We start from the raw sequence: 12,710 nt of genomic DNA, 5'->3' as shown, positions 1-12,710 counted from the left end.
CTGAGTTGTCAGATCGTTGGCGCGATCTTCTGAAAGCAGCAGCGCTTCTCTACGAGAGGCTTGTCTGCCACACCTGCGCTCTTCTTGGTTAAGAGTAGGGGTACGCCAACGCTACTTCATTGCCAAGTCGTGCTTGACTACTTGCAATCAGATACGAATGGCACGCTTGTTAAGCTGAATGGTAGGCAGCATAAGAATTGCAGAGGGGCAGGGGTGCAGGGGGGAATTTCTAAATATCCGAACGCAATACCTAAAACTTCTTCTTTCTCCCCTGCTCAAGAGATCCTCTGCACCACTGCTGCCTCAACGATTGTCCCTTTTCAAGCGTGCCATTGCAATAAGATACCTTGAAAGACATACTCAGGACTGAAGCATAAAAGTGATCCGTTGAGACTCAGTGTAAGAGTATGCAGTAATTTCACTATCTTCTCTGACTCAATGATTATCGTTATTTTTTGGGGGATGGCTGGATTTTTCTGGTTGTTTATTTTTTTGCTGGCATAGGCACTGAAATAATCTTTCACCTTTTCATCCCCCACCCCAGCATTGAGAGTTTGGGAATTCAATGGTAATCTGTATTTGATAGTTTGGATAGTAATGTAAAAAGATAATTTTTTATAGCTAGTTAAGAATATTTAAAAAAATATTACTCATATTTTTTTAAATATTTTGAATTAAGAAAAAAATTCCTTTTTCTTTTTAGTCATTACTAATGAATACTAATTAGCATTTCTTAATTTGATATCGCTAGAGTGAGTGTATTTACAGGAGATGAAATCTTAAATGTTAATCCTGAGCGAGATAGCAACTAATCCTACATATACAAGATATATCCAAATTTCTTTGCTGGTAATAATACTTGGTGGCTTTCTACTAGCTACAATTGTTGGTTCAATTGGCTGGTATATCTCTAAGCGTCCTGCTGGTTGGGAAAATGCAGAGACTCCAAACTGGATTGTACAACTTACTAAAAATCTCAATATACAAAAGTCATCGGATAATTAAAACTGAGATAGTTAGATGAAAATTTATTTGTGAAAATAATTAAATTAACCATAATTAAAAATTTTACAAAACCGTCATCATAATTTATCTAAAATTGTTTAATTTCAGATGTCTTTGTTAGCATTCTGCTACCTAAAGAAAGTTAACAAAGGAGAATATAAGCATGGAAGCAGAAGAAGTATTGCAGAGGTATGCAGCAGGACAACGTAATTTCTGTGGGGTAAACCTTCAAGGAATATACATGAGAGGGGTGAATTTGAGAGGAGTAAACCTTAGTTGGGCTGACTTAAGTAAGGCTTCTTTGATGCATGTTAATCTGAATGAAGCTGATCTGCGTGGAACTTGCTTCAAAGAATCTTTTTTGATATTAGCAAATCTAACTCAGGCAGATTTGAGCTATGCTAACTTCACATCAGCTTATCTGACTTTAGCTAATTTGAGTCAGACCAATCTAAATCAGACGAATTTCACTAAAGCTAACCTCACAAAAGCCAATTTAACCGGAGCAAAATATCTAATTTCAAGCAACCTTGAGCAGGTTATTATAACTGATGCTATTATGTCAGATGGAAAAGTATACAGCAAAATGAGTTTGTGGAAAAAAACAGGTATTTGTCTAAAAATTTGGACAAAGAATGGATTTTATAATTGCTCTCATGTCAAACAGTGATATACTAAGTTATGCCTTTAACTTCTGTAGGCTATCTATCAGAAGTAAGGTAAAAACAAGAGTATAAATCCGGCACTTTGGTACACCTGTAAACGAGACAAAAGTCTCTAAGTTAGAATACCCAGCGCCTGTTTATCAACTTTTATTTTTTATCTGTGAATTGCGGATAGAAATAAAAGTACCATTAAAAAGATTGCAGTTTACACCCTTGGTTATTATGCCAGCAAAATTTTACATTCAGACAGAGTGGGCAACTGGTTTTCTTCACTAAAAGTAGGCAGAAGTCCTACACAAGTTGCGTATCTGGAAGAAAAGGAAATGGCTGGTCAATAATTATCGGCTATTTAAATATTTAGAAAAAATCCATCAGTATCAAAGTTGCGTATATCTTTGATATGCAGACCTAAGAAAAGGGAGTTGCAGTATTGCTCTCATTGTAAATAGTGTCCTGCAATTGGGAACTATAAAACGAAGAACTGATCGGGATTTTTCTCTCTTCTGCTCATACTGTTGAATGTCTCATTCAATTGGTAGTCTTTCAGATATTTTCTAGTTTTATTTCAACCTTTCAAAACTATCAGGAGTAAATATGCAAGCAGCAAACGTAACTCTGGGAATTCCCAACCTCAACACTATGAATACCCAGGATTATATTGAACTAGAACAGCAATATGGTGCTGATAATTATCATCCTTTAGATGTAGTCATTACTAAAGGGCAAGGAGTGTGGATATGGGATATAGAAGGTAAAAAATATCTAGATTTTCTTTCAGCTTATTCAGCATTAAATCAGGGTCATTGTCATCCCAAAATTCTTGCAGCCATGATTGAGCAAGCCGAGAAAGTTACACTAACTTCCAGGGCTTTTCGCAATGACCAATTGGGAAAATTTTATGAGAAGCTTTCTGAGATTTCTGGTTTACCTAAAGTGCTACCCATGAATTCGGGAGCAGAAGCTGTGGAAACGGCTATCAAAGCCATTCGTAAATGGGCTTATAAAGTAAAAGGTGTACCAGAAAATCAAGCAGAAATTATTGTTTGTAGTAATAATTTTTCTGGACGCACTATTAGTTTAATCAGTTTCTCTACAGAAGAACAATATCAAGATGGATTTGGGCCTTTAACTACTGGGTTTAAAGTTATCCCTTTTGGTGATGCTGAAGCATTAGAAAAAGCGATTACTCCTAACACTGCTGCATTTTTGGTAGAACCAATTCAGGGTGAGGGAGGTATTATCGTTCCTCCCAACGGGTTTTTAAAGCAAGCAGAACAAATCTGTCGCCATCATAATGTATTACTGGTTTTTGATGAAATTCAAACTGGCTTGGGAAGAACAGGTAAAATGTTTGCCCATCAGTATGAGAATGTTAAGCCAGATGGTATAACTGTAGGAAAAGCTTTATCTGGTGGATTTTATCCCATTTCTGCGTTTATTGCGACAGACGAAGTGATGAGTGTATTTCAACCAGGAGATCATGGTAGTACCTTTGGTGGAAATCCCTTAGCTGCTGCAATTGGCATTGCAGCACTTGATGTAATTCTCTCTGAAGAGTTGCCAGAAAAAGCCTTACAACTGGGAGAATATTTTCTGAGAAAATTACAATCAATTGAGAGTTCATATATTAAGGAAGTGCGTGGTAAAGGTTTATTAATTGGGATGGAATTGTACCCCGAAGCTGGTGGTGCTAGACGTTTTTGTAAAGCCTTAGCTAAAGAGGGATTATTAGCCAAAGAGACTAGAGATAATGTCATTCGTTTTGCTCCACCCTTGGTTATTTCCCAAGATGAAATAGATTGGGCATTGGAGAAAATTAAGCTAGTTTTGACAACCACTTGTTAGTTTGGCGTAAATTGAGTATCATGGGTGACTTGTAGTGTTTGAGAAGTTATTAATAGCAAAATTGAACAATCGTTTCATCCAACTCATGAGTATCTGGGATTTGCACGTCAAGTTAAATAAAAGACGGCAATCTGATCCTGGTTTGTCCTGGTACGACCACTGCGAAGCGCCTAGTACATTGGCAAGACTTGCCTTGTAGTCGCTGTGCAGACCGTATGACTTTTATTTTCAATAAAAAGGACAATCTACCATGAATCGTGAAGAACTTTTGCAACAGACTGTGCAACCAATTGACATCAAAGCTTTCGATGTTGTTGGCTTAGTGGAAGCTATGAGTAAGACAGCTTTCCAAGGTCGAAATTTGGGAAGGGCAGCAAAAATTTATGACGCAATGCTGCAAGATAAAGAATGTACGATTATTCTGTGTTTAGCTGGGTCTTTGTTTAGTGCTGGACTCAAGGGAATAGTCCACGATTTAATTACTCACAATATGGTAGATGCGATCGTGTCTACTGGCGCTAACATTGTTGACCAAGATTTCTTTGAAGCGTTAGGTTATCGTCATTATGTTGGCGACCCCTTTGCTGATGATGAGGTGTTAAGACAGGAACGGATAGACCGCATATATGACACCTATATTGATGAAGATCAACTGCGGGTGTGTGACATGACGATCGCAGAAATCGCCGAGAATTTAGAGAAGCGTCCCTATTCTTCACGGGAATTTATTGAGCAGATGGCGGTTTATTTAGAACGCCGGGGTAACTATGGTCAATCTGTAGTGCAAGCCGCTTATCAACACCAAGTCCCGATTTTTGTCCCCGCTTTTATCGCCAACCGCATCATTTAGCTGAGTTATTCACTAAACCTCAACCCAAGGTAGTAACTGTGTAGAAATTTTCAGGGGGATAAATTTACTCCCCTGTCACAGACAAACAATAATCTCAAAATATTACCTATAGCGTGCTTTACTGTCCTTCATTTTGCTGCCAAGATGAAGGAGAGTATTTATCTCTTATGTTAGATAACACAACTAAGTGTTCAACTTTTGGAAGAAATTGTTTGTTTTTTTGGCGTAAATTCTTTGGTTTTTGTGTGTAATTTTTTGTATCGTTGGGAAGACGAGGATTCTGTAAAGTTTTTTTAAGATGGGAGACAAGATAGATAAAGTACAAACACTCTTCTCAAAAAGGCAAGGAATCATGCAAGAAATAAAAGAAGCAAAAGCAAGTCAGGATTTACTCCCAGAAGTTAAAGAGCCTTACTATTACGCCGGTACACGTTGGAGATGGGGCTTTCAACCAAGTGCAGAGATTTGGAACGGACGCTTGGCTATGATTGGCTTCTTTGCAACCGCATTGTTTGAAATATTTGATAAAAGTGGGCTTCTTGGAGGACTGTTCTGGGGATTTTTCTCATAAAAAATAATGTTGTTCTTTAGTAGAGTATTGCAGAGCAACAAAAATCTCCATCTTTGTGAGAATTTGGTTTAGACAAGTATGCAGGATAATGTGCTCCATTCAAGATAGTTAATATCATGAGTGGAGCGTAATAATTTTGGTCATGTGTCCTCATCTGGATATTCCTGCACACTGTTTTGACCTAGATTGTAAGTTGATCAAATGGATTGTCCAGATTGAAAATTTGAACTCACTTTAGGGATATACCTGTAAACTATTCCTAACCCTTTCTGATAACCACTTATACCAACTTTCTAAGCCAGTTCCAGTCAGGGCTGAAACTTGAAAAACCTGAATTTGAGGATTAACCTGCTGGGCGTATTCTATGCAACGTTGAACGTCAAACTGCACATAAGGCAGCAAATCAATTTTGGTGAGAATTATCATCTCACTAGCACGAAATATATGAGGGTATTTTATCGGCTTATCTTCTCCCTCAGTGACAGACAAAATTACTACTTTGAGGTGTTCTCCTAAATCAAATAAGGCGGGATAAACAAGATTGCCCACGTTCTCAATCATCACCACTGAGTTCAAAGGTGGATTTAGTTGTTGTAAACCCCGTTCTACCATCGCTGCATCTAAATGACAGCCTGTACCTATGTTAATTTGTACTACTTTACAGCCTGTATCTTGAATTTTCTTAGCATCATTAATCGTTTCTTGATCTCCTTCAATAACACTGAGAGACAACTGATGCTTTAAATCATTAATAGTGCGAGTTAATAGTGTTGTTTTCCCGGAGCCAGGAGAACTCATTAGATTTAAAGCAACGATGTTGCGCCCTTTAAACCATCCCCGATTTTGGGCTGCTATTAAACTATTTTTTGCTAAAATATCTTGTTCTAAAGATATAGTTGTACTATGTAATTGAGCATGAATCTGAGATGCTTCTGAGATGGAATCATGACTGTGAGAATGCGTGACTACAGTGCCATCTGGTAAAGTGTGAGTGTGGACATGATGAGAATCATGATTGTGAGAATGGGCGATCGCTGTATCTGTAGGTGAAGTATGAGCATCGTGATAATGCTCATCTTGGGAGCTAATTACTGCTACTTCAGTTGTTTCAGTGTTGATGATTTTGACTTCAGCATCGTCAGAACAACCGCAGGTTACACACATAATTTTTTCTTCAATTCTCATGCTTTCAAAAAGCGTAGCAATTGTCTGATAATGAAAAAGTTTATTAAATACAGATAAAGTAGCAAGATTTAAGGAGCAAGGGAATTCCTCTTGCTTCCTATTCCTCCATCTAAGAAGAAGCTGATGTGTAACTTACCATTACTTGGGTCGGTTTCTATTGTTGAACCCACACCGAAAACTTCACGGATTAAAGTAGATTGTAGTAAATCTTGGGGTGTTCCTACTGCTTTAATTGTTCCATTATTGACAACATAAATGCGATCGCAATAACTAGCAGCCAAATTCAAATCGTGCAACGCTGCAATAGTAGTCACACCCAACCCCTTCACCAGTTCCAAAAGTTCCAACTGATAGCGAATATCAAGGTGATTAGTCGGCTCATCAAGAATCAAAAACCGTGCTTGCTGGGCTATGGCGCGTGCAATCAACACACGCTGTTTTTCTCCACCAGAAAGGGAAATGAAACTACGTTCTGCAAAGTCATTCATTCCCACCTGCACCAAAGCATCGAAGACTATGGAGTGGTCTTTTTCTGTCTCGCGGTCAAACAAACCTTGATGGGCATTACGCCCCATTAATACCATTTCTGCAACAGTAAAATCAAATTCAGTAGATGTTTCCTGCAAAACAACTGCTGTAGCTTGTGCCATTTCACGGGTACTCAAATGCCAGATATTCTTTCCATCGAGAGTTATCAACCCACTATCTGGCTTAAGGACACGATACATACATCTGAGCAAAGTTGATTTACCACTGCCATTAGGGCCAATCAACCCGACAAACTCACCCAATGACACTTGCAGATTGATGTCATGCAAAATTTGCTTTCTTTCAATACTCCACGATAGGTGTTTCACCTCTAACTTCATTTCCCACCCCCTTTACCTTGCATCAACCAAATGAAAAAAGGAGCGCCGAAAAGTGCCGTAATAATACCAATGGGCAGTTCTTCTGGGGCAACAATGGTACGTGCTAGGACATCTGCCCAAATTAAGAAAATTCCGCCCAGCAACAGACTCACAGGTAACACGCGGCGATGGTCTGAGCCGACGAGGAAACGGACGCTGTGAGGAATCATTAGCCCAACGAAGCCAATAACACCACTGACAGCAACTATTACACCTGTCAACAGTGAGGTTACTAGGAATAACTGCTTGCGGAAGCGATCGGTGTCAGTTCCCAGAGTGCGAGCCGTTTCTTCACCGATCAGGAGTGCATTTAGCGATCGCGTCTGGAGTAACAAATACCCGATTCCCAAGAACAAAGTCAGCACCGGCAGGATTAAGTCTGTCCACGTTGTTCCTGAAAGTCCTCCCAATAACCAAAACAATACTCGTCGTGTAGCTTCACCACTTCCAGCTTTGATAGCCAAGAAACTCGTTACTGCCTCAAACAGATATGATATTGATACACCAACTAAGATTAAGCGGGTGGAGGAGAGGTGTCCTTTTTGTCGTGCTAAAAAGAAAACAACAACGAATGCTAACAGCGCACCGAGAAAAGCCCCAAAAGACAGTGCATAGACACCAAAAAATGAGAAAATACCAAATAGGATGACTAAAACAGCACCAACCGACGCGCCAGAGGAAATACCGAGAATAAATGGGTCAGCTAAGGGATTTCGCACCACTGCTTGCATGATGACACCAACCACTGATAGTCCAGCACCCACAAAAAAAGCTAATAGCACACGCGGAAAGCGGATTAGCCAGACAATTTGAATTTGTGCTGGAGTCCAGTCTCCTGTAACATTTGGAAACAGTTGGGATAAAGCTATCTGCCATACTCTCAAAGGAGGAATAGCCACAGGCCCAATCATCACCGCCAACGTCATAGAAACCAACAATATCACTACCAAAGCTACCATTAGCAGCTTGTAGCGTTGCTGCTTATTTTTTCTCAATTGCTTTGGTAATAGATTAGTCATTAGTTATTAGTCATTGGTCATTGGTTATTAGACTTCTTGCATAAGTCGGGTAAAGGGTAAGGGTTAAAGGGAAAAGAGATAGAATTAACATTCCCCTTTAACCTTTCCCCATTTCCCGACAAGAGTGCAAAAGGCACTTTTGCACTCTTGTCTATTAGTCATTCTTTCTTGCGCCGCTTCCCTACTCCCCTCCATTATTTAAACCTCTCTGGATACAAAGCTTCTGCTAATTTTTTCACCCCTGCGACATTCCTAATTCCTGGCATCGTGTAACTAAAGCCCAGAACAATGAATTTATCCTGTTGCACTGCTGTTAGTTGGGAGTAAGCAGGGTGAGATTTAAGTAATCGACGCTTCTCTTCAGCAGATGACCAGTTAGCATCAATCAGAACAATCACATCTGGTTGACGTGCAATCACATCTTCCCAATTAACTGTTACCCATGCTTCTTTTTTTTGAATATCTTTAAATATATTTTCACCACCAGCTAACTCAATAATATGATTGGGCATTCCCCAAGTAGAAACAGTTAGGGGAGGATCTTCAGAATCATACCAAAAAATGCGTTTTTTGGTTGTTACTTTCCCTAGCTTTTTTTGGGTTGCTTCGAGTTGCGATCGCAATTGCACAATTAACTTTTCTGCCCGTTGTTCTACTCTAAAAATCCGCCCTATTTCTCGGATTTCTTGATATAAATTCTCCATCGTTACGCGCTCAGGTCTAAGTTCGATGCGATCGCATTCAATAGGCAACAAATAAGAAGAAATACCTAGTTTTAGCAACTCTGATTGCGATCCAAGTGCTTCTTTGGCAAAAGCGCTTTCCTCAGTAGAGAAGACAAAATCCGGCTCAACTCCCAAAAAAACTTCCCGTGACGGGTACTTTGGCGCTAATACGCGAATTTGGGAATATGCTTGTTGATACTCTGGCAAAATCGGATTATCGAGATAGGCTGTACCAACCATGTGCTTTTCTAAGCCCAATGCTAGCATCACCTCTGTCGCCGATTGCATCATGGTGACGGCGCGTTGTGGTGGTTGTTTGTAGGTAATTGTCAAATCACAGTTCTTAAGTGTAAATGGTGTATGTTTTGTCGCATTAGAGTTAGAATCATTTGGAGTGGCGACATTTCCTGCACACCCTGAAACCATTCCCAGCATCAGCACTGCTAAGACTGCAACAAAAGGTTTAAATATCCCGATAAGGCTATGTAATTTACTCACAATTCTCGCTTGAATGCTTTGGGATTAAAACTCAACTGACACTGTTCCTAACACTGTAAACGGCGGCGCAGGGTCAATACCATACCCATCAACCTCATAATATTTAATATTAGAAATATTCTTGAAATTGACTGCAAATCGATAATTTTGCCGCCGATAGAAGATAGAAGCATCAGCTCGTAAATAACTTGGAAGTTTAAACTTATTCGGTAAATCCACCTCCTGTTCACCCACAAAATACAACCCAGCACCAAATCCTAACCCCTGCAAACTACCACTTTGCAATTCATAACTTGTCCACAATCCAGCGCTATGCTCTGGTACACCAAATAATCTATCTCCTACAGGAATCAGATTATCTTTTGTTACTTTGCCATCAATGTAAGCATAGTTGGCAATCACTTTCCAACCAGGTAATATTTTGCCTGCAATATCTAGTTCAATACCTCGACTACGTTGTTCTCCGGTTTGGATACTGAATACGTCGTCTACTGGGTCTGGTGTCAATACATTCTGTTTGGTAATTTGAAAGAATGCCAAAGTTGCAGAAAGCTTATTGTCCAGAAAATTCTGTTTCACCCCCACTTCAAATTGCTCGGTAGTTTGCGGTTCAAACTGTTCTTCTGTACGACTTCTGGCTTGAAATTGCGGAGAAAAACCATTAGACCAATTGAAGTAAAGCGAAGTAGCATCACTTGGTTGATATATAATTCCCACTCGTGGCGAAAATCGAGTCTTTGATTGTGTATCGAGAATATCGCCACTCACACGGTCTTGAGTGCTGTAATCATTAAAGTCCAAGCGACCACCTAATAAAACCTTGAAATTAGGTGTAAGTTCAATTAAGTTCTGGGCGAATAAACCGACATTCTCGGAGATAATTTTTCGTCCAAAAGGAGAACCTCCTTCTACAGGAGTAGGAGTCCCACCATATTGCGGGTTAAAAATATCTATTGATAGTTCTAAATCTGGAGCAAAAATATAGCTAAATAAGTTTCGGGCTAAATCTACTCCAAATACTACATTATGGCGAATAGAACCAGTGGAAAACTTGCCAGAAATTTGGTTTTGCAGAGTGATATTTTCGTGTTCCTCATCAGAAGCATAAAAAAGACGGTCTAATGTTCGACGGTCGTCTTGTAAAGAACCAGGAGATACCTGCCTTGCGTCATTCAAATTAGCATTGAGAACATTAAATCCTTGGCGAAATTTCCAGTTGTCGTTAAAATCATGTTCTAATGTATAGGTTAATGAGTTAAATGTCACTTCACCATTGGCAAAGTTAGGTTCTCCTAAAAACCGACTGCGCGGAAGTTGGAGAATTTCTGGCTCAATGGGAAAACCATTATCAAAAACAAAGTTGTATTTTTGGTGTTCGTATTCAAAGGTAAGTTTAGTGCGATCGCCTACTTTGATCTCTACCACAGGCGAGATAAAAAAGCTGTCATAATCGACAAAATCACGAAAACTGTTAGAACTTTCATAAGCGACGTTCAAACGATATAGCACTGATTTATTATCTGTCAGTGGCCCGCTAATATCTAAAGTCGGACGCAAAAAGTTGTAACTTCCATAAGTTACACTCGTGTTGTAATAAGGCTCTGCAAGGGGTTTTTTGGTAGTTGTGTTAATAACACCACTTCCCCCCGCATACTGGGTTGGACTACCACCATAAAGTACCGCCGCCGGCCCTTTGAGAATTTCCAACCTCTCGATATTAGCTACATCTCGCGGACTGAAGTAACCATAATCAGGAAAGCCATTGCGTAAAGTTTCAAAATTGGTGAGAAACCCACGCACCCGATATCCTAATGACGACAATCCCCCATATCCTCGTTCTGGTTGTACGCCACTAACGTTATCCGCTAATTCCGAAAGACGTACAACATTTCGGTCTTCAATCACCTGGCGAGGAATCACTTGAATTGATTGGGGAATATCCCTAAGTGGTGTATCTGTCCTTGTTGCAGTGCTAGCATCGGGTACTGAATATGTATCACTCTCTCCTGTCACTATTAGTTCAATCGGTTCATTTGCATCAGCCGATGGTTGAGTTGGTGGTGTTTCAGTATTAGGTTTAGAGGTATCCGGCGCTTGCGGTGTCGAGGATGTAACTGGTGTGACAACAAAAATTAAGCCTGTATCGCCATCGTCTAATTCGACTTTTGGGATACCTGCTTCACCTGTCACTGTGACTCGGATAGTATTTGTGTCTAAATTGGTAACTATTACTTCGCTAATTCCCGCAACAGGCTTGTCTTGACGAAAAGAACTATCACCTGTTAATTGCAGTTGAGCATTAGGGATATCTGCAACAAAATTATTGTTTTCGTTCTTGATGGTGGTTTGTAATTTGTCAGATGTAGGAGTTTCTAAGAGGATTTCCAATCCGCTAGAAGTTGAGTTCAGGCGCACTCCTGTCACTAGTGTGACTTGAGTCTGTTGATTGGGCTGCGCTAGCCAGTCTTTAACATTGGTGTGAGGACGTGAAATATCACTCAGTTGGGGAATCTTTGTGATGGGTGGTTCTGCTGACTGTGCTTTTACAGCTTGAGTCCCCAACAGACAAATACCTCCGACAATCCCTAGATAGATCATCTGCCTTAGTTTCAAAATTTTCCTCCACACCACAATATTGATGAAATCAAGACACACCTAATTGCACGCGATCGCAATCTGCTTTTACTTTCAACTACTACAATAAATAATTAATAATAATTGTTAGTTATTTTTGTTGGTGAAAGACAACTACACTTTCAAAATGCCGTACCAACCTAAACCAATTTTTTCATAATTCTCCTAAAAACAATTATTTTCTCTAAAACTAAGCCTTTGAAAATATAAAAGTGCTAAACTTTAAGTACTTTCATTTAAATATAGCAATATTAATAACTCATGATTTATTTTGAATAAAATATTATTCAAGTTGAATTGATAGCCTGTACACTACAATAATTTTTCGCTACTCTCATGTTTGTTTTAAAAGCTTATGAATTTATTAAATATTAATATATTTAAGTATTCATATACTTCCAGAATGGAAGCTAACACAGTTTTGTAGAAATGAACCTAGCATTATTAATCCTGAAAAGCTGGGCTTTTAGCCTAAAAAAGGATAGGCGCATTTACGCAGCACGTACTATAGATAGTCTGAAGTTAGCTTTTATTTTCTTTAAATGTTTTATAACTTTTATTTTGCCTGGATTACTTTTATCACAGTTTAGACTATCAGTTTCCTATGAAAAATCTACTTAATATAAGTTATGCAAAATTTGACAACTTGTCCTATTCAGATTTTTTTATTTCTGAAATAGAAATCAGTTTGTGTAAACTGCCCTGAAAATATTGCTATGAATAGCTTTTTCTAGTTCGGAATAAAAATATTCATATTAATGAGTGTTTTATAGGCATAATAAAAATGTGATTTTGCCTGGTTTAA

The 12,710-nt window shown here is 39.0% G+C and carries 10 protein-coding genes; 5 read left to right on the top strand and 5 right to left on the bottom strand.

Going from position 1 to position 12,710, the window contains the following annotated elements; translation table 11 throughout:
• Positions 1-783 precede the first annotated feature (783 nt).
• The 5 genes from psb35 (at position 784) to RMX89_RS34590 (ending at position 4,936) form a co-directional block, all read left to right on the top strand.
• Complete coding sequence (gene psb35 / locus RMX89_RS23555; RefSeq protein ID WP_322690652.1) at positions 784-1,005, top strand: photosystem II assembly protein Psb35; 222 nt, start codon at positions 784-786, stop codon at positions 1,003-1,005.
• Positions 1,006-1,168: 163 nt separating this feature from the next.
• Entirely contained in the window at positions 1,169-1,675 is a 507-nt protein-coding gene (locus tag RMX89_RS23550) for a pentapeptide repeat-containing protein (RefSeq protein ID WP_322690396.1), read from the top strand.
• 589 nt (positions 1,676-2,264) lie between these two features.
• On the top strand, positions 2,265-3,515 hold the full coding sequence (gene rocD / locus RMX89_RS23545; protein WP_322690651.1) for an ornithine--oxo-acid transaminase: 1,251 nt from the start codon (positions 2,265-2,267) through the stop codon (positions 3,513-3,515).
• A 250-nt stretch (positions 3,516-3,765) separates the two neighbouring features.
• A complete protein-coding gene (locus tag RMX89_RS23540) occupies positions 3,766-4,365 on the top strand; it encodes a deoxyhypusine synthase family protein (RefSeq protein ID WP_322690650.1) in 600 nt (199 codons plus the stop codon).
• 352 nt (positions 4,366-4,717) lie between these two features.
• Positions 4,718-4,936, top strand: coding sequence for a chlorophyll a/b-binding protein (locus tag RMX89_RS34590; protein ID WP_416212001.1), 219 nt, complete (start codon positions 4,718-4,720; stop codon positions 4,934-4,936).
• Positions 4,937-5,170: 234 nt separating this feature from the next.
• Here the strand turns inward: RMX89_RS34590 and hypB are convergent, their stop codons facing one another.
• The 5 genes from hypB to RMX89_RS23510 form a co-directional block, all read right to left on the bottom strand.
• Positions 5,171-6,100: a hydrogenase nickel incorporation protein HypB gene (hypB, locus tag RMX89_RS23530; protein WP_322690666.1), complete on the bottom strand. Its 930-nt coding sequence runs from the start codon at positions 6,098-6,100 to the stop codon at positions 5,171-5,173.
• An 89-nt stretch (positions 6,101-6,189) separates the two neighbouring features.
• Positions 6,190-6,990, bottom strand: coding sequence for an ABC transporter ATP-binding protein (locus RMX89_RS23525; protein ID WP_322690649.1), 801 nt, complete (start codon positions 6,988-6,990; stop codon positions 6,190-6,192).
• A complete protein-coding gene (locus RMX89_RS23520) occupies positions 6,987-8,048 on the bottom strand; it encodes an iron ABC transporter permease (RefSeq protein ID WP_322690648.1) in 1,062 nt (353 codons plus the stop codon). Before RMX89_RS23520 ends, RMX89_RS23525 begins: the two co-directional genes overlap by 4 nt.
• 194 nt (positions 8,049-8,242) lie before the next feature.
• Positions 8,243-9,271, bottom strand: a complete 1,029-nt coding sequence (locus tag RMX89_RS23515) for an ABC transporter substrate-binding protein (protein ID WP_322690647.1) — start codon at positions 9,269-9,271, stop codon at positions 8,243-8,245.
• Positions 9,272-9,295: 24 nt separating this feature from the next.
• Entirely contained in the window at positions 9,296-11,884 is a 2,589-nt protein-coding gene (locus tag RMX89_RS23510) for a TonB-dependent siderophore receptor (protein ID WP_322690646.1), read from the bottom strand.
• Between the last annotated feature and the right edge of the window lie 826 nt (positions 11,885-12,710).

Origin of the sequence: Nostoc sp. DedSLP04, from assembly GCF_034530775.1 — a bacterium.
Classification (GTDB): Bacteria; Cyanobacteriota; Cyanobacteriia; order Cyanobacteriales; family Nostocaceae; genus Nostoc.
This window is presented reverse-complemented; position numbering and strand designations above follow the sequence as displayed.

Bases quoted from the DNA above. Each gene is read 5' to 3' on its own strand.
- RMX89_RS34590 (WP_416212001.1), top strand. From the start codon at position 4,718: ATGCAAGAAATAAAAGAAGCAAAAGCAAGTCAGGATTTACTCCCAGAA.
- RMX89_RS23550 (WP_322690396.1), top strand. From the start codon at position 1,169: ATGGAAGCAGAAGAAGTATTGCAGAGGTATGCAGCAGGACAACGTAAT.
- RMX89_RS23520 (WP_322690648.1), bottom strand. From the start codon at position 8,048: ATGACTAATCTATTACCAAAGCAATTGAGAAAAAATAAGCAGCAACGC.
- rocD (WP_322690651.1), top strand. From the start codon at position 2,265: ATGCAAGCAGCAAACGTAACTCTGGGAATTCCCAACCTCAACACTATG.
- RMX89_RS23540 (WP_322690650.1), top strand. From the start codon at position 3,766: ATGAATCGTGAAGAACTTTTGCAACAGACTGTGCAACCAATTGACATC.
- RMX89_RS23525 (WP_322690649.1), bottom strand. From the start codon at position 6,990: ATGAAGTTAGAGGTGAAACACCTATCGTGGAGTATTGAAAGAAAGCAA.
- hypB (WP_322690666.1), bottom strand. From the start codon at position 6,100: ATGTGTGTAACCTGCGGTTGTTCTGACGATGCTGAAGTCAAAATCATC.
- psb35 (WP_322690652.1), top strand. From the start codon at position 784: ATGTTAATCCTGAGCGAGATAGCAACTAATCCTACATATACAAGATAT.